Genomic DNA, 25,608 nt, shown 5'->3' with positions numbered 1-25,608 from the left:
ACGCGAGCAGGGCGGCCAGCGCCAGCGCCGCGGCCACCCGATGCGCCGCGCGGCGGTGTCGATTGTGTTGCGGCACTTCGTCGATCGCGCCCTCGATCATGTCCACGCGCACCTCATTCATGATGTCTTGCACACCTTCCAGCCGTCCTCCAGCTTGAGCGGCAGGGTGAGCTCGCCCGACCCGAGGGCCTCGTTGTGCACCACCATGGTCGAGGTGGCGCTATCACCGGTGATCGTGACGGCGGTGATTTTGATGGTGGTGAGGCCATTCTGAACCCGGCCCTTCTTCACGTAGTCCATGGTGGGGCCGGTGAATTGGGCCCGCATCGCCGAGCACATGAGTTCGGTGTAGGCGTCCCAGTTCTGGGTGTTGTACGCCTCCTCGAAGGCCGTCACCGTCTGGCGGACCTGGTCTTGCGCCGGCGGCGCGGGTGCGGCGCTCGTGGTGCCGGCGGTGCCGGCGCCGTGCGGGGCGGCCGCGGGGGTGCCCCCGGTGACGACCGAGCACGACACGCTGAACGCGGCGAGCGCCGGCGCGGCGGCCATGGCACATCGGCGCGAGATCGCGGTCATTTCACCCCTCCCCTAGCGGTGCGGCACCTTCGCCGCGGCGGCGGTGACCAGCGCCGCCACGTCGGCGCCCGTGCCGCGGCATTGCCGGATGTCGATGAGCACGTTGCCCCGCTCGAGGATCCCATGCTGGCAGGTGGCGTTGCCGCCGCGCAGGGTGGCGCTCAGGGTCAGCACGCCCGCGGTGGTGACCGGCTGGCCGAAGTCCCACGTCTGAGCGGGCTCGCCGGGCGCGGTGACGGTGAGCGGCTTTCCGCCGCACAGCGCCCACTCGCCGCGCTGGTTCACATACGAGACGCCTACCTTGTCCAGCGAGGGGAAGGACAGCGCGGCCTGAATGACGCTGTCCTGCCACGCCTTCTCGTTCAGGGCGCGCAACTGCTGGACCGCGGCACCCGTTTGGCCGCTGCCCGCATAGACGGTCTGCTGCGCCGGCGCCCAGGCGCCGAGGCATTGCGGGTTGTCCACCTCGTCGACGTCGTCGAGCACTTGGGTGCCCTCGGTCTCCAGCGCCAGCGGAGCTCCCCCCGCGACCGGGAGCGTGGAGGCGAACTCGGCGTAGCACAACGCCGCCAGCGCGCAGGTCGCCGCGGCGATCACGAACGAGATCCAGATCGCGGGACCGGTGATGTCGCCGGCGGTCGACGCGGTCACGGTGAAGATGCCGGCGCCGATCACCACGGCGACCCCGAACACGACCAGGTCGAACCACGTCAGTTCCTTGCGCAGCCGCGTGTCGGGCTCGTCGGTGTCGGCGATCGACTGCTCGACCGATTTCGTCCGCCATCGATTGGCCACCCACCGCCCCCTTTTCGCCATTCGTTGGACCGCAACCCTACTGGGTACTCTCCAGGCCATGGTGGGTAGCGGAGGGAACGTCAGGGACCACGCGGTGGTCATCGGGGGAAGCATCGCCGGGCTGTCCGCGGCCCGGGTGCTGGCGGACGCCTACGGCCGGGTGACCGTCTACGAGCGCGACGACTTGCCGCCCGAACCGGCCAACCGGGCGGCCGTCCCGCAGGACCAGCACCTGCACATGCTGATGGCGCGCGGGGCCGCGGAGTTCGAGCGCCTGTTCCCCGGCCTGCTGGAGGACATGGTGGCCGCGGGCGTACCCATCCTGGAGAACCGTCCCGACTGCATCCACCTCGGCGCGGCGGGCCACGTCCTGGGCGTGGGCCAGACCCTGCGCGACGAATTCACCGCCTACGTGCCCAGCCGCCCGCACCTGGAATGGCAGCTGCGCCGACGTGTCCGGGACATCGACAACGTCGAGATCGTGCGGCGCCCGGTCGCCGAGCCGCGGTTCGACGCCGCCCGCGGTCGGGTGACCGGTGTGGTGCTGGACCCGGACGACGAGTTCGTGCCGGCCGACCTGGTGGTGGACGCCGCCGGGCGCGGCACCCGGCTGCCGGTGTGGCTCCAGCAGTGGGGATACGAGCGCCCGGTCGAGCAGATCATCGACATCGGGATCCACTACGCGACGCAGCGGTTCCGGATTCCCGACGGCCTGCTCGCCGAGAAGGTGGTGGTGGCGGGCGCCTCGCACGACCAGTCGCTGGGCCTGGGCATGCTGTTCTACGAGGACGGCGGCTGGGTGCTGACGACGTTCGGGGTGGGCGGCGCCAAACCGCCCGGGACGTTTCCGGAGATGCTGGAGCTGGCCCGCGAACTGCTCCCGGACCACTTCCAGGCCGCGCTGGCGCAGGCCGAGCCGTTCGGTGAGCCGGCCTATCACGCGTTCCCGGCCAGCAGGTGGCGCCGCTACGACAAGCTGGACCGCTTCCCGGCCGGCATCATCCCGCTCGGCGACGCCGTCGCCAGCTTCAACCCCACGTTCGGCCAGGGCATGACGATGACGTCCCTGCAGGCCGCGCACCTGAAGTGGGCGCTGCGTTTCCCGGACCACCAGGTGGCCGCGGCGCTGAACGGCGCGACGGCCAGGACCACCTATCCGGTGTGGATCATGAACGGCATCGCCGACGTCGGCTTCCACCACGCGGTCAGCAAGGAGCACGTCCCCTGGTGGTGGCGGCCGTCCGCGGCCCTGTTCGACCAGTTCCTCGGGGCCGCCGAGACGGAAGCCGTTCTGGCCGAATGGTTTTTGCGCCGGTTCTCCCTGCTGGACAGCCTCTACATGGTCCCGCCGCCGCGGATCATCGGCCACGCCATCCGGCACAACATGCGGCTGTGGCTGCGCGAGCGCCGGGAGGCTGCGCGGGAGCGCGCGGCGGCGGCCCGGGAGGACCGGGCGGTCACAGCCCTACAGTCGCCCTGAACAGCTCGGTGGGCTCGCGGGCGATCAGGCGGATCGGCCCGTCGTCGGCCGCGACCCAGGCGGCAGTTCCCCGGTGCAGCGTGAGGGAGCCGGACTTGCCGTGCACCGTCGTGCAACCCCGGGTGCACAGCAGGACCTGCGGGCCCTCGTGGCCGCACGCGGCGTCGACCTCGTGGCCGAGGTACTCGCCGTCGAGCTCCAGCCGGGCGACCGCGAATTCGTCGGCCGGGGTCTCGTAGAGCAGGGCGAACCCCTCGCGGCGCACGGGCGGGCGCAGCTGCGCCTCGGCGCTGGGGTTGAAATCGAGCACCCGGAGCAGCTCGGGCACGTCGACGTGCTTGGGGGTCAGCCCGCCGCGCAACACGTTGTCGGAGTTGGCCATCACCTCGACGGCGAAGCCGCGCAGGTAGGTGTGCAGGTTGCCGGCCGGCACGAAGATCGCCTCGCCCGGGGCCAGGGTGATCCGGTTGAGCAGCAACGCCGCCAGCACCCCGGCGTCGCCGGGGTAGCGCTCGCCGAGCTCCAGCACCGTCTTGGCCTCGGCGGCGAACTCGGTCGCCCCCGAGCTGACGTAGTGGATGGCGCCGTCGAGCACCGCCGGGACCAGCGTGTCGAGGTCCGGCTGCGGCGCGGTGATCCACGTGGTGAACAGCGCGCGCAGCCCGTCGGCGGCGGAGGTGTCGTCGAGCAGTTCGATGAACGGGTCCAGGTCGGAGACGGCCAGCGCGCGCAGCAGCGCGATGGTCCGGGACACCTCGCGGAAGCCGGCCAGCGCCTCGAACGGCTGCAGCGCCACCAGCAGCTCCGGCTTGTGCGAGGTGTCGCGGTAGTTGCGGATCGGCGAATTGACCGGGATGCCCAGCCGCTCCTCGCGCAGGTAGCCCTCCAGCGCCTGTTCGGCGCTGGGGTGGGCCTGCAACGACAGCGGCTCGTCGGCGGCCAGCACCTTGACCAGGAACGGCAGGACGTCGCCGAAGCGGGTGCGCGACCCCGGGCCGAGCTGGCCCTCGGGGTCGGCGAGAAGCGCCTTGAGCAAAGACACCTCGCCGCCGTCGGTTTCGAGCCAGGCCGGGTCGCCGGGGTGCGCGCCGAACCACAGCTCGGCCTCCGGGTGCGCGGCGGGGACGGGACGGCCGGTGAATTCGGCGATCGCGGTGCGCGATCCCCACGCGTACGTCCGCAAGGCCCCGCGCAGCAGCTCCACTTGTGTATCTATCCCCGCACCAGTCGCATGTAAACCGCGGCCATCTCCACCCGGACGGCCAATACTGCCAGTTGCTGCTCACGGCTGATCGGGCCCCCCAGGGGGGCCGACACCTCCGAACCCGCCGCGCCGCCGGGCCCGTCGGGCACGTCCTCGGCGGCCAGCAGGTACACGTCATCGAGGCCGGCGGTCCGGGCGGCGACCACCGTCTGCTCCTCGGACAGCGTGAGCACCAGCACCCGGAGCCGGTCGGGCAGCGGGCCGTCGATCTCGGCCGCGATCCGCGCGACCACCGCCTCGACGTCCTCGGCCGCGCGGGCCTCGACGTTGAGCCGCAGCAGCGGCTCGGTGTTGGAGCTGCGCAGGTTGAACCAGGTGCCCCCGCCCAGGTCGACCGTCACGCCGTCCAGGTGGTCGATGGAGTGGATCCGGGTGCCGAACGACTTGAGCACCTCGTCCACGCAGCGCTGGGCGTCCTCGACGCGGAAGTTGATCTCCCCCGACGATTCGTAGCGCTGATAGTCGGCGGTCAGCTCCGAGAGCGGTCGGTCCTGCTCGCCGAGGGCGGCCAGCACGTGCAGCGCCGCCAGCATCCCCGAGTCGGCGCCCCAGAAGTCGCGGAAGTAATAGTGCGCCGAATGCTCGCCGCCGAAGATCGCGCCGGTCTCGGCCATCAGGCCCTTGATGTAGGAGTGCCCGACCCGCGAGCGCAGCGGCGTGCCGCCCCGCTCGGTGACCAGTTCGGGGACCGCGCGGGAGGTGATCACGTTGTGGATGATCGTGGCGCCGATCTCGCGACGCAGCTCGCGGGCGGCGACCAGGCTGGTCACCGTCGACGGCGAGACGGGCCGGCCGCGCTCGTCCACCACGAAGCAGCGGTCGGCGTCGCCGTCGAACGCCAGCCCGATGTCGGCGCCGGTGTCGCGCACGTAGGCCTGCAGGTCCACCAGGTTGGCCGGGTCCAGGGGGTTGGCCTCGTGGTTGGGGAACGACCCGTCGAGCTCGAAGTACAACGGCAGCAACGTGATCGCGCCGATCGCGCCGAGCACGGCCGGCGCGGTGTGGCCGGCCATGCCGTTGCCGGCGTCGACCGCCACCCGCAACGGCCGCAGCCCGGAGGTGTCCACCAGCGAGCGCAGGAAGGCGCCGTAGTCGTCGAGCACGTCCCGGTCGGAGACGGTGCCGGGCGGCCCGTCGTAGGGCGCGACGCCGGCGATGACGTCGTCGCTGACGACGCGCAGCCCGGTCTCGGCGCCGACGGGTTTGGCGCCGGCGCGGCAGAGCTTGATGCCGTTGTAGGCCGCCGGGTTGTGACTGGCGGTGAACATCGCGCCGGGGCAGTCCAGCACCCCCGAGGCGAAGTAGAGCTGGTCGGTGGAGGCCAGGCCGATTCGCACCACGTCCAGCCCCTGGCCGGTGACCCCGGCGGCGAACGCGGAAGCCAGCGGCGGCGAGCTGTCGCGCATGTCGTGACCGATCACCACCCGGCGGGCGCCCTCGGCCCGCATCAGCCCGGCGAATGCGGCGCCCAGCTCGGCGACCAGCGACTCGTCGAGTTCCTCGCCGACCAGCCCGCGCACGTCGTACGCCTTGACGACGCGGTGGACCGTCGCGGCGGGCCGAGACATGGGAACTCCTGACGCCATCTGTTGGGTGTGAACCGTTGGCGTCAGCCTATCGGCCCGCGGCGACTTCGGACCCGACGGTGCCGGGGTGGCGCAGCCGCGCCGAGCGGTTCGACATGGCGGTGCTGGAGGCCTACGAGCCCATCGAGCGGCGCCTGGCCGACCGGCTGGGCGAACTCGACGTGGCGGTCGACGAGATCCCGCGGATCGCCGCCAAGGATCCCGATGCCGTGCAGTGGCCGCCGGAGGTCGTCGCCGACGGCCCGATCGCGCTGGCCCGGCTGATCCCGGCCGGCGTCGACGTCCGGGGCAACGCCACCCGGGCACGAATTGTGTTGTTCCGCAAGCCGATCGAGCGGCGAGCCAAGGACACCCTGGAACTCGGGGACCTGCTGCACGAGATACTGGTCGCTCAGGTCGCGATCTATCTGGATGTGGATCCCTCGGTCGTCGATCCGACGATCGACGACGAGTAGTTCTCCCCGTTTGTTGCCTGCGCGGGTCAGATGATGCCGCGCTTGAGGCGCCGGCGCTCGCGCTCGGACAGGCCGCCCCAGATGCCGAACCGCTCGTCGTGTTCGAGGGCGTACTCCAGGCATTCGTGGCGCACCTCGCAGCCCAGGCAGATCTTCTTGGCCTCGCGGGTCGAGCCGCCCTTCTCCGGGAAGAAGGCCTCGGGGTCCGTTTGCGCGCACAGGGCGCGGTCCTGCCATTGGTCGGCGGGCAGCGGCAGCGGCTCGGGCTCGAATTCGACTGGGACGTCAGGGACCACAGTCAAGTGCGGCCGGGGCAGCGGGGCCGGGGCCGGGGTCATCGCGGTGTGCGGGGGGTTTGCCAGTAGACCCTGAAGGTGCTCGTAAGACATGCGGTCGTCCGCCTCCTCAGCGTGGTGGAGAGAGTGAGTATTCAGCTCTGTTCTGATGTACAGACAATTCGAACAAGTGATCGAATCTCGGCCTGCGACACCGGAATCGGCCGGCCAACCGGGAAATGACACTGTTGTGATTAGACACGGGTTGACCTGCCTGGTCAAGCACTTGGGCGCATTTCCATATCATCTCGTGACCGATTTTCGGCGTTTCTGTTGTATTGACCCTTCGGCGTGTCGATCACATTGGCCCCACCCCCATTTCGGAATCGTCTCCATCGGGCCCCGCGTCGGCGGTGCCGGGGCGGCGGTACTGTCAGGCCCTGTGAGGGCCAAGTGAAGGTCACCGTTCTGGTCGGCGGCGTCGGCGGGGCCCGATTCCTGCTGGGCGTTCAACAGCTACTCGGGCTCGGTCAGTTCGGTGCTGCGCAGGGTCCGAACGCGGCGGCCCGCGACCACGAACTGAGCGCCGTCGTCAACATCGGCGACGACGCCTGGATCCACGGGGTGCGGGTCTGTCCGGATCTGGACACCTGCATGTACACCTTAGGCGGCGGCGTCGACCCGCAGCGCGGGTGGGGTCACCGCGACGAAACCTGGCACGCCAAAGAGGAATTGGCGCGCTACGGCGTGCAGCCGGACTGGTTCGGGCTCGGCGACCGCGACCTGGCCACCCACCTGGTGCGCACCCAGATGCTGGGCGCCGGCTATCCGCTCTCACAGATCACCGCGGCGCTGTGCGACCGCTGGAACCCGGGCGCGCGGTTGCTGCCGGCCAGCGACGACCGCTGCGAGACGCACGTGGTGATCACCGACCCACACGACGGCACCCGCCGGGCGATCCACTTCCAGGAGTGGTGGGTGCGCTACCGGGCCAAGGTGCCCACGCACAGCTTCGCGTCGCCGTCGTGCACCAGCTGCTCGCCGCGATGGCCGTGCAGGGCCGGCGACGGGGCGATCCCGCGGACCAGGTCCGCCGACCCGCGCACGAAGTCCTCGGGCGTGCCCATGTCCCGCCAGTAGGTGGCGTCGACGTAGCCGCACACCTTCACTCCCGCGTCGGCGAGCAGCGCCGGGAACACCTCGCGCTCGACCGAGACCTCGCGCCCCCGCGGGATCCGGTCGATGATGTTGCGTTCGAACACGTAACTGCCGGCGTTGATCTGGTCGGTCGGCGGGTCCTGGGTCTTCTCCAGGAACGCGGTGACCCGGCCGTGCTCGTCGGTGGTCACGCAGCCGAACGCCCGCGGGTCGCCCACCCGCACCAGGTGCAGCGTGACGTCGGCGTGGTTGCTGCGGTGGAACTCCAGCAGCTGGCCCAGGTCGGCGCCCGAGAGCACGTCGCCGTTGAACACCATCACGGTGTCGTGGCGCAGGTGGTCGGCGACGTTGGCGATGCCGCCGCCGGTGCCCAGCGGCTGTTCCTCGGTCACGTACTCGATCTGCAGGCCCAGCTTGGACCCGTCGCCGAATTCGGCCTCGAAGACCTGCGGCTGGTACGACGTGCTCAGCACGACGTGCTCGATGCCCGCCGCGGCGATCCGCGACAGCAGGTGCGTGAGGAACGGTAGCCCGGCGGTGGGCAGCATCGGCTTGGGCGCCGACAGCGTCAGCGGCCGCAGCCGGGTTCCCTTGCCCCCCACCAGGATCACCGCGTCGACGTCGCGAGGTTCCATGTCAGCGCCGCCCTTCTGCGAGTTGCTGCCGCCGCGCACTGCGCACGGCGCTGCGCACCATGAGTCGCGACCGCAGCGCCAGCGAGGCGCGCAGCGTCCAGCGCAGCGGCGCCCGCCGCCACCCCGGGTGCCGGTCGGAGAGGAAGAGGTAGGTGCTGCGGTGGTGGGCGGCCAGGTGCGTCGCCGGGTCGTAGCCCGTGGAGTGGCCGCGGTGGTGCAGCACCTCCGACGACGGCACGTACACGCTCAGCCAGCCGGCCTTGCCCAGCCGGTCGCCCAGATCGACGTCCTCCATGTACATGAAGTAGCGCTCGTCGAACCCACCGACCTGGCTGAACGCCGAGCGGCGCACCAGCAGGCACGATCCCGACAGCCAGCCCACCGGGCGTTCGCTGGGCTCCAGCCGGTCCTGGCGGTAGGCCGCGGTCCACGGGTTGCGCTTCCAGAACGGCCCCACCACCGCGTGCATGCCGCCGCGGATCAGGCTGGGCAGGTGGCGCGCCGACGGGTACACCGACCCGTCGGGGTCGCGGATGAGCGGGCCCAGCGCCCCGGCCCGGGGCCACCGGCTGGCGGCGTCCAGCAGGGCGTCGATGCTGCCGGGCCCCCACTGCACATCGGGGTTGGCCACGATCACCCAGTCGTCACTCTCGTCCAGCTGCGCGACGGCGCGGTTCACCGCGGTGCCGTAGCCGAGGTTGGATCCGGTGTCGAACAGGCGCACGTTCGGGTAGCGCCCGACCGCCGCCTGCGGGGCGCCGTCGGTGGAGCCGTTGTCGGCCAGCAGCACGCTCACCGGGCGCTCGGTGGCCAGCGACAGCGACGCCAGGAACCACTCCAGGTGCGGGCCCGGCGAATAGGTCACCGTCACGACGGGTAGGACGTCGGTCATCGGGTCGAGGGTAACGGTCGGTCGGGCGCGGCCCCGCCCTCCGACACCGCCAGCGCCGCGACAAGTGCGGCGCGCCAAGGCCTTAGCGGCGCGAGCCCGGCCGCCGCGGACTCCCGCCCGCCCAGCGCGGAATAGCTCGGCCGCGGTGCCGGCCGCGGGAACTGGTCGGTGCTGACCGGCCGCAGCCGCTCGGGGTCGGCGCCGCATTCGGAGAACACCGCGCGGGCCTGGCCGAAGCGCGAGACGGCGCCCTCGTTGGCGGCGTGCAGCACGGGACCGGGCACGGAGTCGTCGGCGACCTGGAGCAGGGCGGCGGCCAGGTCGGCGACGTAGGTGGGCGATCCGACCTGGTCGTCGACGACGTCCACGGGGCCCTCGCCGGCGGCCAGGCGGCGCATGACGGCGACGAAGTCGTTGCCGGTGCCGCCGGTGTAGACCCAGGCGGTGCGCACGACTATCCCTTGCGACGGATCCGGCAGCGCGGCCAGCACGGCCTGCTCGCCGGCATACTTCGTGCACGCGTAGACCCCGCGCGGGTCCACGGGGTCGCTGGGTTCGAAAGGCCGCGGCTCGGCGCCGTCGGTGGGGATGCCGCAGAACACGTAGTCGGTGGAGACGTGGATCAGCCGGGCGCCGGCGCGGGCGCAGGCCCGCGCGAGGTGTTCGGGACCGGTGGCGTTGACGGCGTGCGCGGTGGCCTCGTCGCTCTCGGCGCCGTCGACGTTGGTGTAGGCCGCGCAGTTGATCACCACGTCGCCGCCCCGGATGATCCGCTCGGCGGCGGCCGGATCGGTGATGTCCCACTGCTTCGAGGTGAAAGAGGCCACGTCACGGCCCTGACCGGCCACCAGTGCGGACAGGCAGCCGCCCAGCTGACCGCCGGCGCCGGTGATCACGATCCTTGCTGACATGGTGTCGAGTGTGGCACGCCCCGGAAACGCCGGGCCACGCCGGACTTCGCTACCCGCGATGCGCATGAGCCGCAAGTAACCTATTGGGATGCTTGTGCAACGTGTGGTTCGTGTGGTTGCCACCGCGCTGACGGTCCTGATCGTGCTGGGCACCGGGATCGCGTGGAGCAACGTCCGCTCCTTCGAGGACGGCATCTTCCACATGTCCGCGCCGTCGCTGGGCAAGGGCGGCGACGACGGCGCGATCGACATCCTGCTGGTCGGCCTGGACAGCCGCACCGACGCGCACGGCAACCCGTTGTCGGCCGAGGAACTGGCCACGCTGCGGGCCGGCGACGAGGAAGCCACCAACACCGACACCATCATCTTGATCCGCATCCCCAACAACGGGCGCTCGGCGACCGCGATCTCGATCCCCCGCGACTCCTACGTCTCGGCCCCCGGCCTGGGCAAGACCAAGATCAACGGCGTCTACGGCCAGACCCGCGAGGCCAAGCGGGTGGAGCTGGTCAAGGCCGGCGACTCCCCCGAACACGCCGCCGCCCAGGGCACCGAGGCCGGGCGCGAGGCGTTGATCAAGACCGTCGCCGACCTCACCGGGGTCACCGTCGACCACTACGCCGAGATCGGGCTGCTGGGCTTCTCGCTGATCACCGACGCGCTGGGCGGCGTGGACGTCTGCCTCAAAGAGCCGGTGTTCGAACCGCTTTCGGGTGCGGACTTCCCGGCGGGCCAACAGCGGCTCGACGGTCCCGAGGCGCTGAGCTTCGTGCGCCAGCGACACGAGCTGCCGCGCGGCGACCTAGACCGGGTGGTGCGCCAGCAGGTGGTGATGGCGTCGCTGGCCCACCGGGTGATCTCGGGCCAGACCCTGTCGAGCCCCGCCACGGTCAAGCGGCTGGAGTCCGCGATCCAGCGTTCGGTGGTGATCTCATCGGGTTGGGACGTCATGGATTTCGTCCAGCAGATGCAGAAGCTGGCCGGCGGCAACGTCGCGTTCGCCACCATCCCGGTGCTCGACGGCGCCGGCTGGAGCGACGACGGCATGCAGAGCGTGGTGCGGGTCGACCCGCACCAGGTCCAGGACTGGGTCGCCGGGCTGCTACACGACCAGGCGCAGGGCAAGACCGAGGAGCTCGCCTACACCCCGGCCAAGACCACCGCCAGCGTGGTCAACGACACCGACATCAACGGGCTGGCGGCGGCGGTGTCGGAAGTGTTGAGTGCCAAGGGGTTCAGCACCGGCACGGTCGGCAACAACGACGGCGGGCACGTCAAGGCCAGCCAGGTGCGGGCCGCCAAGGCCGACGACCTGGGCGCCCAGCAGGTCGCCAAGGAGCTGGGCGGGTTGCCGGTGGTCCCCGACCCCGCGCTCGCGGCCGGGTCGGTCAAGGTGGTGCTCGCCAACGACTACACCGGTCCCGGCTCGGGGCTGGGCGGCGGCTCCACGGGCCAGGTGGTGAACGCGCGTGCGTCGAACGCCGGTGACGGCGCCGACACGAACGCGCCGCCGCCGTCACCGATCCTGACCGCGGGCTCCGACAAACCCGAGTGCATCAACTGAGCACGCTGTCGGGCGCGATCCTGGACCCGATGCTGCGGGCCGACCCGGTCGGGCCGCGCATCACCTACTACGACGACGCCACGGGCGAGCGCATCGAACTGTCGGCGGCGACGCTGGCCAACTGGGCCGCGAAGACGGCCAACCTGCTTCGCGACGAGCTGGGCGCCGGGCCGGCGACGCGCGTGGCTCTCCTGCTGCCGGCGCACTGGCAGACGGCGGCGGTCCTGTTCGGCGTGTGGTGGATCGGCGCGGAGGTCGTTCTCGGCCCGGGGTCCGCCGACATCGCACTGTGCACCGCCGATTGCCTCGACGAGGCCGACGGCACCGGCGCCGGCGAGGTCGCCGTGCTGTCGCTCGACCCGTTCGGCCGCCCGGCCCCCGACCTGCCGATCGGCGTGACCGACTACGCCACCGCGGTGCGGGTGCACGGCGACCAGATCGTGCCCGAACGCCGCCCCGGCCCGGCGCTGGCGGGCCGCTCGGTCGAGCAGATGCTGGCCGAATGCCAAAGCTCAGCTGCGGCAAGGGGTTTGACGGCCGCCGACCGCGTGTTGTCCAGCTTGCCGTGGGCCCGCGCCGGCGATCTGGTGGACGGGCTGCTGTCGATCCTGGCCGTCGGCGCCTCGCTGGTCCAGGTGGCCAACCCCGACCCCGCGGCGCTGCAGCGCCGCATCGAGACCGAGAAGGTCACCCGGGTCCTGTGAGCCTGCGTAGGCGGCGTCGAGCCTGCGGTGGTGGCGTCGAGTCTGCGGTTGCGGCGTCGAGCCTGCGGTGGCGGCGTCGAGCCTGCGTATGCGGCGTCGAGCCTGCGGTGAGGGCGCTATATGGGGCTTCCGCGACGCCATCAGCGCAGTGTCGATCGGGTGCCAGATACATATTGATATCGCAATATCCCGATGTTAATGTCGGGCAAGCACCCGAACAGGAAGGTTCAGCGATGGCGGCGTACGGACTGTTGGCCAAGGCGGCATCCACGGTGGTCACCGGCCTGGCCGGGGTGACGGCCTATGAACTCCTGCGTAAGGCCGCGGCCAAGGCGCCGCTGCACGAGACCGCGGTCAGCGCGGCCGAGCTGGGTTTGCGCGGCACCCGTAAGGCCGAGGAGGCCGCGGAGTCGGCGCGCCTGAAGCTCGCCGACGTCATGGCCGAGGCCCGCGAACGCATCGGGGAGGAAGCGCCCACCCCGTCCGTCGCCGAACTGCACGACCACGAGCACTGATCGCGCGGCCGTGTCCATCGCAGCCGAAGAGTCTGCGCTGCATGTTGTTTCGGATGCGGCTGGGCGCATGCGGGTTCGCGTCGGGTGGGTGCGCAGCGACCCCCGGCGCGCGGTGGCGGTCGAGGAGGCCGTCGCCAAGGAGCCCGGGGTCCGCGTCGTGCACGCCTACCCGCGCACCGGATCGGTCGTCGTGTGGTACTCCCCCCGGCGCGCCGATCGCTCCGCGGTGCTCGCGGCGATCGGCGCCGCCGCGCACGTGGCCGCCGAGCTGATCCCGGCGCGGGCGCCGCATTCGTCGGAGATCCGCAACACCGACGTGCTGCGCATGGTCATCGGCGGCGCGGCGCTGGCCCTGCTCGGGGTGCGCCGCTACGTGTTCGCCCGCCCGCCGCTGCTCGGCCCGAGCGGGCGGGTGTTCGCCACCGGGGTCACCGTGTTCACCGGCTACCCGTTCTTGCGCGGGGCGCTGGGGTCGCTGCGCTCGGGGCGGGCCGGCACCGACGCGCTGGTGTCGGCGGCGACGGTGGCCAGCCTGGTGCTGCGCGAGAACGTGGTGGCGCTGACGGTGCTGTGGCTGCTCAACATCGGTGAGTACCTGCAGGACCTGACCCTGCGCCGGACCCGGCGCGCCATCTCCGAATTGCTGCGCGGCAGTCAGGACACCGCCTGGGTCCGGCTGGCCGACGGCGAGGTCCAGGTGCCCATCGACAGCCTGCAGATCGGCGATGAGGTCGTGGTGCACGACCACGTGGCGATCCCGGTGGACGGCGAGGTCATCGACGGCGAGGCGATCGTCGACCAGTCCGCGATCACCGGGGAGAACCTGCCGGTGAGCGTGATGGCCGGGGCGGGCGTGCACGCCGGGTCGGTCGTGGTGCGCGGACGCCTGGTGGTGCGCGCCCGCGCCGTGGGCAATCAGACCGCGATCGGGCGCATCATCGCCCGCGTCGAGGAGGCCCAGCACGACCGGGCGCCGATCCAGACGGTCGGTGAAAACTTCTCCCGCCGTTTCGTTCCCACCTCGTTCGTCGTGTCGGCCCTGACGCTGGTCGTCACCGGGGATGTGCGCCGCGCGATGACCATGCTGTTGATCGCCTGCCCGTGCGCGGTGGGCCTGGCCACCCCCACCGCGATCAGCGCGGCGATCGGCAACGGCGCGCGCCGGGGCATCCTGATCAAGGGCGGATCGCATCTGGAACAGGCCGGGCAGGTCGACGCGATCGTGTTCGACAAGACCGGAACGCTGACCCTCGGGCGCCCGGTGGTGACCAACATCGTTGCGCTGCACAAGGATTGGGACCCCGAGCAGGTGCTGGCGTACGCGGCCAGCTCGGAGATCCATTCCCGCCACCCGCTGGCCGAGGCGGTGATCCGCTCCACCGAGGAACGCCACATAACCATCCCGCCGCACGAGGAGTGCGAGGTGCTGGTCGGCCAGGGCATGCGGACCTGGGCCGACGGCCGCACCCTGCTGCTGGGCAGCCCCGGGTTGTTGCGCGCCGAGAAGGTGCGGGTGTCGAAGAAGGCCTCGGACTGGGTGCACCGGCTGCGCCGGCAGGCCGAGACCCCCCTGCTGCTCGCCGTCGACGGCACGCTGGTGGGCTTGATCAGCCTGCGCGACGAGGTGCGTCCCGAGGCCGCCGAAGTCTTGCAAGAGCTGCGCGCCAACGGGATTCGCCGGATCGTGATGCTCACCGGCGACCATCCCGACATCGCCGAGGTGGTCGCCGGCGAGCTGGGCATCGACGAGTGGCGCGCCGAGGTGATGCCCGAGGACAAGCTCGAGGTGGTGCGCGGGCTGCAGAGCGAGGGCTACGTCGTCGGCATGGTCGGCGACGGCGTCAACGACGCGCCCGCGCTCGCGGCCGCCGACATCGGCATCGCCATGGGCCTGGCCGGAACCGACGTCGCCGTCGAGACCGCCGACGTGGCGCTGTCCAACGACGACCTGCACCGCCTGCTCGACGTGCGCGACCTGGGCGCCCGCGCCGTCGACGTCATCCGCGAGAACTACGGCATGTCCATCGCGGTCAACGCCGCCGGACTGATCATCGGCGCCGGCGGCGCCCTATCCCCGGTGCTGGCCGCGATCCTGCACAACGCCTCCTCGGTCGCGGTCGTGGCCAACAGCTCCCGGCTGATCCGCTACCGGCTGGAGTAGTGGCGATCGCCAGCGCGGCGAAGCCGGGCGCAGCGGGTCGCCACGCGACGTTCAGCAGCAGCAGTCGTGGCCGCGCCAGGCCCGGGCCCCCTCCCAGGCCGCAAGGCCGGCGATCACGAGCCCGACCGCGGGGTCGACCCACCAACCGCCGGACCACAGCGCTGTCATGGCCAGCCCGACAAGCACGCCGGCCGCCTGTGCGGCGCACAGGTAGTTCTGGATCCCCTCAGCCTCGGTGGCTCCCGAATCCAGGCGCCCGCCCAGTCTGCGGTTGGCCCGGCCGAGAATCGGCATGAGCAACAACCCGAGAGCCGCCAACCCGATGCCGATCACCGACGTCTCGGCGTGGCGTTCACCGGTGAGGTTGTTGATCGATTCGGCGGCGATGTACGGGGCGGTCAGCCAGAAGGACACCGCGACGCCCCGTTGAGCGTGGCGCTCGGCGGTTCGCGAAAAGGTGCGCGCGCCGCTGAAACGCCACACCACCATCGCGCTGGCCAAGGCCTCGGACGCACCCCCGAGGGCCCATCCGGTCAGTGCGACGGACCCGACGGCAAGTCCCTGCCACAGACCGACGACACCCTCGACGAGCACCACGGTCAGGCAGATCCAGGCCAACTGCCGCGCCGCCCGGGCGCCGGCCTGCCAGCCGGCGGCCTGCGCCGCGACGATCGCGCAGTCTTCGGCAATGGCGGGGGAAGTGGTCATTGCGCGAGAGTAGAAGCGGCGCGGCGGGGTCGCGGGCTTCGACACCCGGCCGTAACGCAACCGTGTCACAGGGCGATCAGGAATCCGGTCAGGAGTCAATGTGTGTGACGGCAACGACAGTGAGCTCGGAGTCGAGTGGGTCGACGTATCCGCCGAGCCGAACCATGTGGAGCAATTTCGCACCGACGCCGCCAGGATCTACGAGGTGACGATCAAGGCCGGGACGGCGACGTTGTACCACCGGCACGACCGCGACACCGTCTACGTGATCACTTCCGGCGGGCGGTTCCGATCGCAAGAGCCCGGACATCAACGTAGCCGGACATCGCTCGGGCGCTCCACCGGGCTGGGCAGCCAACTGCGACTCCTCGCGAGCCGCCTGACGATCGGGTGGCTGCGGGTGCCGGCCGGCACGGTGATCCTGCAGCCGCACAAGGACTTTCCGCTGATCCACCGCGTCCACGCCCATCCGTCGAACGCCGGCCCGATCAAGATGATCGGCGTGGAGTTGCCGAGCGGCCACCCGGCGCCGAGTCCTATCGACGGTGGGGCGGGGTTGCGAGTCGAAAAGCGCGGCCCGCGGTGGCTGGTTTATCGGCTGCGGCTCGATGCCGGCGGCACAACGACTTTCACCGCGCCGGCCGGTGGCGTGCTCGTCGTCGTCGCCGGCACGGCGGAGTTGCCCGACGGCCCGGACGCGGTCGCGGGGTCAGTCCACCGGCTGCGGCCGGGGGTGGTCACCGTGCGTTCGTCGGGCACAATCCCGCTCGACGCGGTCGTCGTGCCCGGCTGAACTCGGGTGCGCCCTAAGTTCGTCCCTGGCCCTGCCCGAACATCTTGGTGAGCCTGCGGGTGAGGCCCCGCGGCAGCATCCTGCCGCCGGTGGTCAGCACCTTGTACTGCAGACTCGGGACGATCACGATGTCGCCCTTGGCCACCCCGGACAGGCACTTGTCCACCACGTCGTCGATGTCCAGCCACATAAACGCCGGCATCGACGACATTTCGATGCCCGCCCGGTGATGAAAGTCGGTGTGCATGTAGCCGGGACACAGCGCGTGGACGCCCACGCCGGTGCCGGCCAGCCCGCTGGACAGCCCTTCGGAGAACGAAACGACCCACGCCTTGGACGCCGAATAGGTCGAGCCGCGGCCGGGAAGCAGGCCCGCGATGCTGCCGATGTTGATCACCGTGCCGCGGCCCGCGCGCAGCATGGCCGGCAGGGCCGCGCGGGTCAGCTGCATCACCGCGGTGACGTTGACGTCCAGCTGGGCCTGCAGCAGCGCCGGATCGATCGTCCAGAATTCGCCGGCGATGCCGAAGCCGGCGTTGTTGACCAGCACGCGCACGCCGTCGGCCAGCCGGTCGGCCACCGCGGCCCGGCCCGACGGGCCGGTCAGGTCGGCCACCAGGACCTCGCTGTCGACGCCATGCGCCTGTTGCAGATCGTTGGCCAGGTGCTTGAGCCGTTCGGCGTCGCGGGCCACCAGGACCAGGTCGTAACCGTCGGCGGCGTAGCGCCGGGCGAATCGCTCGCCGAGACCCGAGGTGGGTCCGGTGATCAGCGCGATGGGTCGGGACATGTCAGACACCCGCCTCGTCTTCTATGGGCTGGTTGTTCAGCAGGCGTTTGAGCACCTTGCCGCCCGCGTTGCGGGGCAATGCATCGACGAACAGCACGTCGCGCGGCACCTTGAAGCGGGCCAGCCGCCGCCGGACGTAGTCCTTGACGTCCTGCTCGGTCAGCGACGCGCCCGGCCGCACCACGATGTAGGCGCGCAGCCGCTGGCCGAACTCCTCGTCGTCGACACCGATCACCGCGACGTCGAGGATGCCGGGGTGGTGCTCGAGCGCCTCTTCGACCTCGCCGGGGTAGACGTTCTCCCCGCCGGAGACGATCATCTCGTCGTCGCGGCCGTCGATGAAAAGCCTGCCGTCCCGGTCGAAATGACCGATGTCACCGGTGGACATCAGTCCCTGGATGGATTCCTTGGTGCCGCCGCCGGTGTAGCCCTCGAAGGCCAGCACGTTGCCGACGAAAATTCGGCCCGGCGTCCCCGCCGGCGCCTCGTGCCGGTCGTCGGTGAAGACCTTGACCACCGAGCCCGGCACCACCGCGCCGACGCAGCCGGGCGCGACGGCCAGATCGGCGGGCGTGGCGATGGTCGCGTAGGCGACCTCGGTGGACCCGTACATGTTGTAGACCACCGGTCCGAATGCCTCGAGCGCTCGGGTGGCCAGCGCGGCCCCCAGCTGCGATCCGCCGATGAACACGATGCGCAGCGACGACAGATCGTGCTCGGCCAGCGCCGCCGGGCCCAGGTCGAGGATGCGCCGCAGCATGACCGGCACGACGATCATCGCGCTGGCCCGGTGCGCGGCCACGCTGTCCAGGGTCTGTTTCGCATCGAAGTGGCGGCGCAGCACCAGGGTCGAGCCCAGCACCATGGCGTACATCGCGTGGCTGAAGCCCATCGAATGAAACAGCGGCACACAGCATTCGGTGACTTCCCGGCCGCGGAACGGGACCTTGCCGAGTAGGCCGCCGACCGGTATCAGCGAGTAGGGCTCGCTCCGCGCGGCGCCCTTGGGCACCCCGGTCGTCCCGCTGGTCGAGATGACGATCTTGGGCCGGCCGCCGGAACTGGGCGGAGGGGTCCGATCGCCGCGTTCGATCAGCGCATCGAGGGTGTCGGCCGCGGGCTGATCGGCCCACGCCCGGAAGCGGCCCAGCCTGGGGTGGACGTCGGCGACGACGCCGCTGTAGTCCTCGTCGAACACCAGCAGGTCGGCGCCCTCGCGGGCCAGCATCCCGGCGAGTTGCTCGCCGCCGAAGCCGGTGTTGAGCAGCAGGACACCCGCGCCGCACTTGCCGGCGGCGAAGACCGCCTCCAGGAAGCCCCGGTGGTTGCCCACCAGGATGGCCACGCTGGCACCCGGGCCGACCCCGAGGCGGCGCCACTCGTTGGCCAGCGCGTTGGTCCGCTCGTCCAGCTCGGCGAAGGTGAGCGGGCCGCGCTCGTCGATGAGCGCAAGCCCCTTGGGATCTCGCCCGGCGGCGATGGCCGTCGCCCCGCCCAGCAGGCCGTACCGCTCGACCGCGCGCAACACCGGCACGATCTCACCCGGCATGATCAAGCGCAGTCCGCCGGACCGCGCATACAACAGCAGCGACCAGGCTTCCAAACCCAGTCGCCTCACCCATCCGGCCGCCGTAGCCTGCATTGTGCTCGTCACGCGTCGATGCTGCCGCCGGCCCGCGCCGTGGACAAGGGCGCAACGCCACCAGCGGCTCGGGTCTTTGGTCACCCGCGGGGCGGAGCCCAAGGATGCGCCGGCCCGCCCGTCGTTATTCTGGCTAACCAGTAGACCGAAGGGATGTTCGATGGCACGTACCGACGACGACACCTGGGACCTGGCGACCAGCGTGGGGGCCACCGCCACCATGGTGGCCGCCGGGCGCGCCCGGGCCACCCGGGACGCGTTGATCGACGATCCCTTCGCCGAGCCGCTGGTGCGCGCCGTCGGCGTCGACTTCCTCACGCGATGGGCCGCCGGCGAGCTGGACACCGACGACGTCGACGTGCCGGGCGCGCCGTGGGGCATGCAGCGCATGACCGACATGCTGGCCGCGCGCACGCGCTACATCGACGCATTCTTCGCCGAGGCCCAGGACGCCGGCATCCGGCAGGTGGTCATCCTGGCCTCGGGCCTGGACGCCCGCGCCTACCGCCTGCCGTGGGCGCCGGGCGCCACGGTGTACGAAATCGACCAGCCCGAGGTCATCGAATTCAAGACAGTCACGCTCGCCGACCTCGGCGCGGCGCCGACCGCCCAGGTTCGGCCGGTCCCGATCGACCTGCGCCACGATTGGTCAACGGCGTTGCGCCGCAGCGGTTTTGATACCGGCCATCCCACCGCCTGGGCCGCCGAGGGCCTGCTGGGCTTCCTGCCGGCCGAGGCGCAGGACCGGCTGCTGGACCAGGTCACGGACCTGAGCGCCGACGGCAGCCGGCTGGTGGCCGAGGTCTTCTTCAACACCGGTCCCACCGGCGACGCGCTGAACGCCGCGAGCGAGAAGTGGCGGGCGAACGGCCTCGACATCGCCCTGGGCGACCTCGGCTTCCCCGGCGAGCGCAACGACGTGGCCGACTACCTGGCCGAGCGCGGCTGGCGTCCGGTCCGCACCACACTCAATCAGCTGTTGGGGGACAACGGGTTACCGCTGCAGTCCGGGGATCCCGACGCACCGTTCGCCAGGAACTACTACTGCACCGCGGTCCTGCACCGGGCCGGGTGAGGGAAGGCCTCGATGCCGAACAGCAAGGCGCCCAAGCCACTTGACGGATTCCGGGTGCTCGACTTCACCCAGAACATCGCCGGCCCGCTGGCCGGGCAGGTGCTGGCCGACCTGGGCGCCGAGGTGATCAAGGTCGAAGCCCCCGGCGGCGACGCGGCCCGGCAGATCACCGCGGTGCTGCCCGGGCGGCCGCCGCTGCCCACGCTGTTCCTGCCGCACAACCGGGGCAAGAAGTCGGTGGCGGTCGACCTGACCGACGAGCAGGCCAAGGAGCGGATCCTGCGGCTGGCCGACAGCGCCGACGTCCTGCTGGAGGGCTTTCGGCCCGGGGTGATGGAGCGGCTGGGCCTGGGCCCCGACGAGCTGCGGGCCCGCAACCCGAAACTCATCTACGCGCGGCTGTCGGCCTACGGCGGCAACGGCCCGCACGGCAGCAGGCCGGGCGTGGACCTGATGGTCGCCGCCGAGTCGGGCATGACCACCGGGATGCCCACCCCGACGGGCAAGCCGCAGATCATCCCGTTCCAGCTCGTCGACGCCGCCAGCGGTCACGTGCTGGCCCAGGCCGTGCTCGCCGCGCTGCTCAACCGGGAGCGCCACGGGGTCGCCGACGTCGTCCGGGTCGCCATGTACGACGTCGCGGTGGGCCTGCAGGCCGGTCAGCTCACCATTCACCTGAACAAGCCCACCCCGGACTCCAAACCGGCCCCCGACCCGAAGGCCAAGCGGCGCAAGGGGGTTGGCTTCGCCACCCAGCCGTCGGACGCCTTCAAGGCGGCCGACGGCTACCTGGTGATCAGCGCGTACGTGCCCAAGCACTGGGCGAAGCTGTGCCAGATCATCGGCCGGCCCGACCTGACGGACGACGAGCGGTTCGCCGACCAGCGCTCACGCGCCCTGAACTACCACGAACTGACCGAGGAGCTCGAGGCGGCGCTGGCCGCCAAGACCGCCGCCGAATGGGTCGAGCTGTTGCAGGAGGGCGGCCTGATGGCCTGCCTGGCCTACACCTGGAAGCAGGTCGTCGACACCCCGCTGTTCGCCGAGAACGACCTGGCCCTGCGTGTCGGCGGCGACGCCCCCGACGCCGTCACGGTGGTGCGCCTGCCGGCGCGCTACGCCAGCTTCGACGCCGTGACCACCGATCCCCCGCCCGCGCCGGGACAGCACAACGAGGAGTTCCTCGGCGCGACCTGATCCGCGACCTGAGCGCTAATCGGCCTCGGTGAGGCTGCCGCCCAGCGTTTCCGGGAGCGCCAGCGTGCAGGCCAGGCTGGCCAGCATCAGCACGGCCATCATCAGGCCGATGGACCAGCCGCCCACGGTCGCCGCCAGCGCGCCGGCCAGCAGGGGCGCCATCGCGCCGCCGACGATCCCGCCGGCGTTGAACGCCAGCCCCGCGCCGGTGTAGCGGTAGCGGGTGGCGAAGGTCTCCGGGATGAACGAGCTCAGCGGCGCGGTCAGCATGCCCAGCACCGCGTAGGTGCCGATGATCGCCGCGCCGAACAGCGCGGTGTCACCGGTGTCCATCAGGGGCATGACCGCGAACACCCACGGCAGGCCGAAAGCCAGGCCGTACAGCATGACCCGGCGCCGGCCGAGCCGGTCGGACCACACCGCCGCCGCCGCGACCGAGGCGATCATCGACAGCCCGCCGAGCACGCCGACGAACAGGATGAGGTCACGCGGGTGGCCCAGCCGGGCGTGGGCGTAGTTCATCAGGTAGGTCCCCGCCATGAAACTCAGCGTGAAGGGCGCCACCGCGCACCCGGCGGCGAGCAGGACCTGGCGGGGCTGGGCCCGGAACAGCTCGGCGATCGGGGTGCCCGCCCGCGCGTCGCGGCCTCTCGCGGCGAAAACCGGTGTCTCCGTGACGTTCAGGCGCACGTAGAGCGCCACGACGATCAGCACCGCGCTGAACAGGAACGGCACCCGCCACCCCCAGCTCATGAACGCGTGGCTGGCCTCGCCGACGGTGCGGTTGACGGCCAGCATGGCGACGTTGGCCAGCACCAGCCCCACGCCGGCGCCCAGTGGGGTGAACATCCCGAACTCCCCGCGCCGGTCGCGCGGCGCGTGTTCGGCCAGCAGCAGCGCCGACCCGGCCCATTCACCGCCGAGCGCTATCCCCTGCAGCAGCCGGAGCGCGAGCAGGATCAGTGGCGCGGCCAGGCCGATGGTGGCCACCCCGGGCAGCAGGCCGACGGCCACGGTGGACAGGCCCATGATCACCAGCGTCGCGATCAGCGTGGCCTTGCGGCCCAGGCGGTCGCCGAAGTGCCCGAAGAGCGCGGCTCCCAGCGGGCGGGAGAAGAAGGCCGACGCGAACGTCGCCAGCGACGCGATCGCCGCCATCGTCGGCCCCAGGCCGGGGAAGAACACGCCGGGAAACACCAGCGCCGCCGCCGTGCCGTACAGGAAGAAGTCGTAGAACTCGATCGCGGACCCGACCAGGCTGGCCAGGGCAACGCGGGTCATCGGGGTCCGCGCGACCGTCGCGCCGGGCAGCGCACAGGGCGCCGGCTCGAGATTCACCCCGACATGCTCGCACGTCGGCCAACGGAGCGCTTGCCTTCAGCTGACGAGCTTCACCGTTCGGTCGTTCCCGCGATCGGCGACGTAGACGTCCCCGTTGGCGCCCACCGCCACCCCCAACGGGTTGTTCAGGCCCGTCAGCGGCAGCACCGTCGGGGTGTTGGACCCGGCGGGCAACTTGAGCACCCGATTGCTGTCGTGCTCGGTGACGAACACGTCGCCGGCCGGGTCCACCGTGATGCCCCAGGGCACGGCGACGCCGGTGAACGGGACCACGGTCTGCGCGGTCGACCCGGCCGCGAGCATCAGCACCCGGTTGTTGTCGGTGTCGGTCACGTACACGTTGCCGGCGGGGTCCACCGCCACACCGTCGGGGTTCTTCAGGTCGGTGAACGGCAGCGCGGTCGGGGCGTTCGAACCGGGCGCCAGCTTCAGCACCCGATTGTTACCCCGGTCGGCGACGTAGACGCCGCCCTGGCCGTCGACCGCGACGCCCTCGGGGTAGTTGAGGCCCGAGAACGGCAGCACCGACTGCTTTGTCGAGCCGGCGGTCAGCTTCACCACCCGGTTGTTGAAGTCCGCGACGTACACCGCGCCGGCGCCGTCCACCGCCAGCCCCTGCGGCTGATACAGGCCGCTGAACGGAAGCACGGTCGGGGTGCTCGACCCCGCGGGCAGCTCCACCACCCGCCCGTACATCCCTTCGCTGGTGACGTAGACGTCGCCGGCCTTGTCCAGCGCCACCCCGCCCGGGGACAGCCGGAAGTCGATCCCGGTGAACGGCAACTCCGTCTGTCCCGACGCCTGCTGCCTGGACGCCGCCGACGGGTGCCTACCGAAATAGCCGACCGTGGCCAGCGTCGCGGCCAGCAGCAGGACCGCGGCGCCGGCGACGATCCACCGCTTGCCCTTCCGCCCCGCCCGCGCCGCAGCGGGCGGGACGTGGGGCGCGGACGGTCGTGGGCCGATCGCCGCCGGCGGCGCGGGGCGCACCTCGGTCCGGTTGGTGAAATAGCTTGGGCCCGAACCGTTCGCGAGCTGGGCCGCATACTGGCCGTACCGCAGGATCGTTGCCTCTTGATGCTGCTCGGGCGTCGTGAGCGCGTCGTGGGCGGCCGCGGCCAGGTCTCCGGCGGAGTAGTAGCGGTCCGCCGGGTCCTTGGCCATGCCTTTGGCGATGACGTGGTCCAGGGCCGGTGGGATCCGCCCCGGTCGCAGCTCGCTGGGCCGCGGCGCGGGCTCGAGCAGATGGGCGGTGATCAACCGTTCGACGCTGTCGGCCCGGTACGGCGGCGCCCCGGTGAGGCACTCTTCGAGCACGCAGGCCAGCGCATAGATGTCGGAGCGGTAGGTGACCTCGGCACCCTTGAACCGCTCAGGGGCCATGTAATGGTAAGTGCCCATTGCGGTTCCGCATTCGGTCAGCCCGGGGTCGGTGGCCGCACGCGCGATCCCGAAATCCACCAGGTAGGCGAAGTCGTCTTTGGTCAGCAGGATGTTCTCGGGTTTGACGTCGCGGTGGGTGACGCCGTTGGCGTGCGCCGCGTCCAGTGCGGCGGCGACCTGGCGCACGACGGCGACGGCCCGCGCGGGGGGCAGCGGCCCGTAGTTCGCCAGCAGCGCGCGCAAGGAGAGGCCGTCGATCAGGCGCATCTCCACGAAGAACTGGCCGTCGATGTCGCCGTAGTCATGGATGGGCACGATGTGCGCCTCGGTGAGTCGACCGGCCGTGTCGGCCTCGCGCTGCATCCGCGCGCGGAACACGGCGTCGGTGGAGAACTGCGGCGAGATCAGCTTCAGCGCCACCACGCGGTGCTTGCGGGTGTCCTCGGCCTCGTAGACCTCGCCCATGCCGCCGCGCCCCAGCAGGCGCCGCAATTGATAGGGCCCGAAACGCAAACCAACCCTGGACATGGTGTCGTTCACGTCCACGCTCCTTTCACTTCACCGCACGGCGTCACGAGATCGCATTCACGGCCGCCGCGATCTTGGCCTGGAATGCGGTGGGCAGCGGGATCGATCCGTACTGGTCCAGGCCGGACTGGCCCGCGCCGATGGCGGCCTGCATGAACGCCTTCACCGCCGTTCCGGTCGCGGCGTCCGGATACTTCGAGCACACGATCTCGTACGTCGGCTCCACGATCGGATACGCGCCCGGTTGCGTCGGCTGGTAGAACGAGGAGGTGTCCACCACCAGGTCGTTCCCCTGGCCCTTGAACGTGGCACCGGCGATCGTCTTGTCGATCGAGTCGGTGGTGATGCCCACGGCGTCGGGGCCGGCCGGGGTGACGATGTCGGCCATGGTCAACTGCTTGCCCACGGCAAACGACCACTCGTTGTAGGTGATCGAATCGTCGGTGCTCTGCACCTGCGCCGACGTGCCGTCGTCCCCGACGCCCCCCTGCCCGACGCCGCCGTTGAACGTCTGGCCGGCGCCCTTGCCCCAGGCGCCGTCCGACGCGGCGACGAGGTATTGCTGGAAGTTCGATGTATCCCCCGACTGGTCGCTGCGGAAGAAGACGCGGATGGTCGCCGGCGGGAGGGCGGCCCCCGGGTTCAGCGCCTTGATGGCCGGGTCGTCCCACCGGGTGATGGTGCCGTTGAAAACCCTTGCGAGAGTGGGCGCATCGAGCTTCAGCGTGTTGACGCCGCCGACGTTGAAGGTGACCGCGATGGGCTCGAACACCGTCGGCAGGTCCCACGCCGGCGACCCGCAACGCTGCGCCGCGCGATCGACCTGCCCCTTCGCCGGGTTCAGCGGATCGCCCGAGCCCGCCAGGTCCGAGACGTTGCCGAGGAAGTCGGTCACGCCCGCGCCCGAGCCGTCGGCGTTGTAGTCCAGCGTGTATCCGGGGCAGGCGCGCGCGTAGGCATAGACGAACTGCTGCATCGCGTTCTCCTGCGCGGCTGCGCCGCTGCCTTTGAGTTGCGTCTTGCCCCCGCACTGCACCGCCGTGGCGGAGGTACCCGGCGACGAGGCGTGCGTGGCGCTCCCGCAGCCCGCCGAAGCCAGTGCGGTTACGGCCAGCAGGCTCAGCGCGGCGCCGAATCTGTTGCTCTGTCTGCCCTTCAACGGAACTCCTCGAACTCTCGGGGC

21 protein-coding genes and 5 pseudogenes are annotated in these 25,608 nt (G+C 71.1%); 10 read left to right on the top strand and 16 right to left on the bottom strand.

Translation table 11 applies throughout. The annotated features are described in order from the left end of the window. Positions 1-117: 117 nt before the first annotated feature. The 3 genes and pseudogenes from BN971_RS16465 to BN971_RS25890 all read right to left on the bottom strand — a co-directional run. The gene (locus BN971_RS16465) at positions 118-573 is read right to left on the bottom strand and encodes an Rv0361 family membrane protein (RefSeq protein ID WP_090350331.1); all 456 of its coding nucleotides are present in this window, start codon (positions 571-573) and stop codon (positions 118-120) included. A gap of 12 nt (positions 574-585) precedes the next feature. Then, complete coding sequence (locus BN971_RS25895; RefSeq protein WP_283159875.1) at positions 586-1,080, bottom strand: sensor domain-containing protein; 495 nt, start codon at positions 1,078-1,080, stop codon at positions 586-588. 9 nt (positions 1,081-1,089) lie between these two features. Further along, positions 1,090-1,368 (bottom strand): annotated as a pseudogene (locus BN971_RS25890) (amino acid permease); the annotation flags it as partial. Between the two features lie 94 nt (positions 1,369-1,462). On the opposite strand from BN971_RS25890, the gene BN971_RS16455 reads away from it, so the two are divergent. Continuing rightward, entirely contained in the window at positions 1,463-2,848 is a 1,386-nt protein-coding gene (locus BN971_RS16455; RefSeq protein WP_372511899.1) for an FAD-dependent oxidoreductase, read from the top strand. Here BN971_RS16455 and manA read toward each other — a convergent pair. The 3 genes and pseudogenes from manA to BN971_RS16445 form a co-directional block, all read right to left on the bottom strand. Continuing rightward, on the bottom strand, positions 2,826-4,052 hold the full coding sequence (manA, locus tag BN971_RS16450) for a mannose-6-phosphate isomerase, class I (RefSeq protein ID WP_085182065.1): 1,227 nt from the start codon (positions 4,050-4,052) through the stop codon (positions 2,826-2,828). The genes BN971_RS16455 and manA overlap by 23 nt on opposite strands. A gap of 8 nt (positions 4,053-4,060) precedes the next feature. Beyond that, a pseudogene (locus BN971_RS26710) lies at positions 4,061-4,324 on the bottom strand (TobH protein); the annotation flags it as partial. Then, positions 4,319-5,680 (bottom strand): annotated as a pseudogene (locus BN971_RS16445) (phosphomannomutase/phosphoglucomutase); the annotation flags it as partial. The pseudogenes BN971_RS16445 and BN971_RS26710, both read right to left, overlap by 6 nt. A 35-nt stretch (positions 5,681-5,715) precedes the next feature. On the opposite strand from BN971_RS16445, the gene BN971_RS16440 reads away from it, so the two are divergent. After that, a complete protein-coding gene (locus BN971_RS16440) occupies positions 5,716-6,153 on the top strand; it encodes a metallopeptidase family protein (RefSeq protein WP_090350329.1) in 438 nt (145 codons plus the stop codon). Between the two features lie 26 nt (positions 6,154-6,179). On the opposite strand, the gene BN971_RS16435 is transcribed toward BN971_RS16440, so the two are convergent. Then, positions 6,180-6,542 (bottom strand): WhiB family transcriptional regulator, encoded by a 363-nt coding sequence (locus BN971_RS16435; RefSeq protein ID WP_308203774.1) that lies wholly within the window; start codon positions 6,540-6,542, stop codon positions 6,180-6,182. Between the two features lie 339 nt (positions 6,543-6,881). Here BN971_RS16435 and BN971_RS16425 point away from each other — a divergent pair. After that, positions 6,882-7,445, top strand: a pseudogene (locus tag BN971_RS16425) (2-phospho-L-lactate transferase CofD family protein); the annotation flags it as partial. Here the strand turns inward: BN971_RS16425 and manB are convergent. From manB to rfbD, 3 genes and pseudogenes are all read right to left on the bottom strand, one after another. Beyond that, a pseudogene (manB, locus tag BN971_RS16420) lies at positions 7,442-8,221 on the bottom strand (mannose-1-phosphate guanylyltransferase); the annotation flags it as partial. The pseudogenes BN971_RS16425 and manB overlap by 4 nt on opposite strands. Before the next feature lies 1 nt (position 8,222). Next, positions 8,223-9,113 (bottom strand): glycosyltransferase family 2 protein, encoded by an 891-nt coding sequence (locus BN971_RS16415; RefSeq protein WP_085182072.1) that lies wholly within the window; start codon positions 9,111-9,113, stop codon positions 8,223-8,225. Continuing rightward, positions 9,110-10,024 carry a dTDP-4-dehydrorhamnose reductase gene (rfbD, locus tag BN971_RS16410; protein WP_085182073.1) on the bottom strand — a complete coding sequence of 305 codons (915 nt, stop codon included), beginning with the start codon at positions 10,022-10,024 and terminating at the stop codon, positions 9,110-9,112. Before rfbD ends, BN971_RS16415 begins: the two co-directional genes overlap by 4 nt. A gap of 88 nt (positions 10,025-10,112) precedes the next feature. Here rfbD and BN971_RS16405 point away from each other — a divergent pair, with 88 nt between their 5' ends. The 4 genes from BN971_RS16405 to ctpC all read left to right on the top strand — a co-directional run bounded on the left by BN971_RS16405 (position 10,113) and on the right by ctpC (position 14,968). Beyond that, positions 10,113-11,588: an LCP family protein gene (locus tag BN971_RS16405; protein ID WP_085182074.1), complete on the top strand. Its 1,476-nt coding sequence runs from the start codon at positions 10,113-10,115 to the stop codon at positions 11,586-11,588. Next, positions 11,576-12,292: a TIGR03089 family protein gene (locus tag BN971_RS16400; protein ID WP_211279827.1), complete on the top strand. Its 717-nt coding sequence runs from the start codon at positions 11,576-11,578 to the stop codon at positions 12,290-12,292. Before BN971_RS16405 ends, BN971_RS16400 begins: the two co-directional genes overlap by 13 nt. Positions 12,293-12,525: 233 nt before the next feature. Continuing rightward, positions 12,526-12,807, top strand: coding sequence for a DUF1490 family protein (locus tag BN971_RS16395; RefSeq protein WP_085182075.1), 282 nt, complete (start codon positions 12,526-12,528; stop codon positions 12,805-12,807). 67 nt (positions 12,808-12,874) lie between these two features. Next, positions 12,875-14,968, top strand: coding sequence for a manganese-exporting P-type ATPase CtpC (gene ctpC, locus BN971_RS16390; protein ID WP_090350326.1), 2,094 nt, complete (start codon positions 12,875-12,877; stop codon positions 14,966-14,968). Between the two features lie 51 nt (positions 14,969-15,019). Here ctpC and BN971_RS16385 read toward each other — a convergent pair whose 3' ends face one another. Beyond that, positions 15,020-15,676 carry a cation efflux transmembrane domain-containing protein gene (locus tag BN971_RS16385; RefSeq protein ID WP_085182158.1) on the bottom strand — a complete coding sequence of 219 codons (657 nt, stop codon included), beginning with the start codon at positions 15,674-15,676 and terminating at the stop codon, positions 15,020-15,022. 100 nt (positions 15,677-15,776) lie between these two features. On the opposite strand from BN971_RS16385, the gene BN971_RS16380 reads away from it, so the two are divergent. Then, on the top strand, positions 15,777-16,469 hold the full coding sequence (locus tag BN971_RS16380; RefSeq protein WP_085182077.1) for a hypothetical protein: 693 nt from the start codon (positions 15,777-15,779) through the stop codon (positions 16,467-16,469). A 13-nt stretch (positions 16,470-16,482) separates the two neighbouring features. On the opposite strand, the gene BN971_RS16375 is transcribed toward BN971_RS16380, so the two are convergent. Both BN971_RS16375 and BN971_RS16370 read right to left on the bottom strand, forming a co-directional pair. After that, a complete protein-coding gene (locus BN971_RS16375) occupies positions 16,483-17,259 on the bottom strand; it encodes an SDR family NAD(P)-dependent oxidoreductase (RefSeq protein WP_085182078.1) in 777 nt (258 codons plus the stop codon). A gap of 1 nt (position 17,260) precedes the next feature. Then, positions 17,261-18,913: an AMP-binding protein gene (locus tag BN971_RS16370; RefSeq protein WP_245836935.1), complete on the bottom strand. Its 1,653-nt coding sequence runs from the start codon at positions 18,911-18,913 to the stop codon at positions 17,261-17,263. Positions 18,914-19,061: 148 nt separating this feature from the next. On the opposite strand from BN971_RS16370, the gene BN971_RS16365 reads away from it, so the two are divergent. After that, positions 19,062-19,976 carry a class I SAM-dependent methyltransferase gene (locus BN971_RS16365; protein WP_085182160.1) on the top strand — a complete coding sequence of 305 codons (915 nt, stop codon included), beginning with the start codon at positions 19,062-19,064 and terminating at the stop codon, positions 19,974-19,976. A gap of 12 nt (positions 19,977-19,988) precedes the next feature. Beyond that, the gene (locus tag BN971_RS16360; protein ID WP_085182079.1) at positions 19,989-21,173 is read left to right on the top strand and encodes a CoA transferase; all 1,185 of its coding nucleotides are present in this window, start codon (positions 19,989-19,991) and stop codon (positions 21,171-21,173) included. A gap of 15 nt (positions 21,174-21,188) precedes the next feature. On the opposite strand, the gene BN971_RS16355 is transcribed toward BN971_RS16360, so the two are convergent. The 3 genes from BN971_RS16355 to pstS form a co-directional block, all read right to left on the bottom strand. Further along, positions 21,189-22,454, bottom strand: coding sequence for an MFS transporter (locus BN971_RS16355; protein ID WP_085182161.1), 1,266 nt, complete (start codon positions 22,452-22,454; stop codon positions 21,189-21,191). 96 nt (positions 22,455-22,550) lie between these two features. Next, on the bottom strand, positions 22,551-24,437 hold the full coding sequence (locus BN971_RS16350) for a serine/threonine-protein kinase PknD (RefSeq protein ID WP_090350382.1): 1,887 nt from the start codon (positions 24,435-24,437) through the stop codon (positions 22,551-22,553). A 31-nt stretch (positions 24,438-24,468) separates the two neighbouring features. Then, positions 24,469-25,584, bottom strand: coding sequence for a phosphate ABC transporter substrate-binding protein PstS (pstS, locus tag BN971_RS16345; RefSeq protein ID WP_090350324.1), 1,116 nt, complete (start codon positions 25,582-25,584; stop codon positions 24,469-24,471). Positions 25,585-25,608: the final 24 nt, after the last annotated feature.

Origin of the sequence: Mycobacterium bohemicum DSM 44277 (assembly GCF_001053185.1) — a bacterium.
GTDB classification, from domain to species: Bacteria; Actinomycetota; Actinomycetes; order Mycobacteriales; family Mycobacteriaceae; genus Mycobacterium; species Mycobacterium bohemicum.
This window is presented reverse-complemented; position numbering and strand designations above follow the sequence as displayed.

What these genes read in the sequence shown, in the direction of transcription:
- BN971_RS16465 (WP_090350331.1), bottom strand. Translation starts at nt 573, where the DNA reads ATGACCGCGATCTCGCGCCGATGTGCCATGGCCGCCGCGCCGGCGCTC.
- BN971_RS16435 (WP_308203774.1), bottom strand. Translation starts at nt 6,542, where the DNA reads ATGTCTTACGAGCACCTTCAGGGTCTACTGGCAAACCCCCCGCACACC.
- BN971_RS16415 (WP_085182072.1), bottom strand. Translation starts at nt 9,113, where the DNA reads ATGACCGACGTCCTACCCGTCGTGACGGTGACCTATTCGCCGGGCCCG.
- rfbD (WP_085182073.1), bottom strand. Translation starts at nt 10,024, where the DNA reads ATGTCAGCAAGGATCGTGATCACCGGCGCCGGCGGTCAGCTGGGCGGC.
- BN971_RS16405 (WP_085182074.1), top strand. Translation starts at nt 10,113, where the DNA reads ATGCTTGTGCAACGTGTGGTTCGTGTGGTTGCCACCGCGCTGACGGTC.
- BN971_RS16395 (WP_085182075.1), top strand. Translation starts at nt 12,526, where the DNA reads ATGGCGGCGTACGGACTGTTGGCCAAGGCGGCATCCACGGTGGTCACC.
- ctpC (WP_090350326.1), top strand. Translation starts at nt 12,875, where the DNA reads ATGCGGGTTCGCGTCGGGTGGGTGCGCAGCGACCCCCGGCGCGCGGTG.
- BN971_RS16385 (WP_085182158.1), bottom strand. Translation starts at nt 15,676, where the DNA reads ATGACCACTTCCCCCGCCATTGCCGAAGACTGCGCGATCGTCGCGGCG.
- BN971_RS16375 (WP_085182078.1), bottom strand. Translation starts at nt 17,259, where the DNA reads ATGTCCCGACCCATCGCGCTGATCACCGGACCCACCTCGGGTCTCGGC.
- BN971_RS16365 (WP_085182160.1), top strand. Translation starts at nt 19,062, where the DNA reads ATGGCACGTACCGACGACGACACCTGGGACCTGGCGACCAGCGTGGGG.
- BN971_RS16360 (WP_085182079.1), top strand. Translation starts at nt 19,989, where the DNA reads ATGCCGAACAGCAAGGCGCCCAAGCCACTTGACGGATTCCGGGTGCTC.
- BN971_RS16355 (WP_085182161.1), bottom strand. Translation starts at nt 22,454, where the DNA reads ATGACCCGCGTTGCCCTGGCCAGCCTGGTCGGGTCCGCGATCGAGTTC.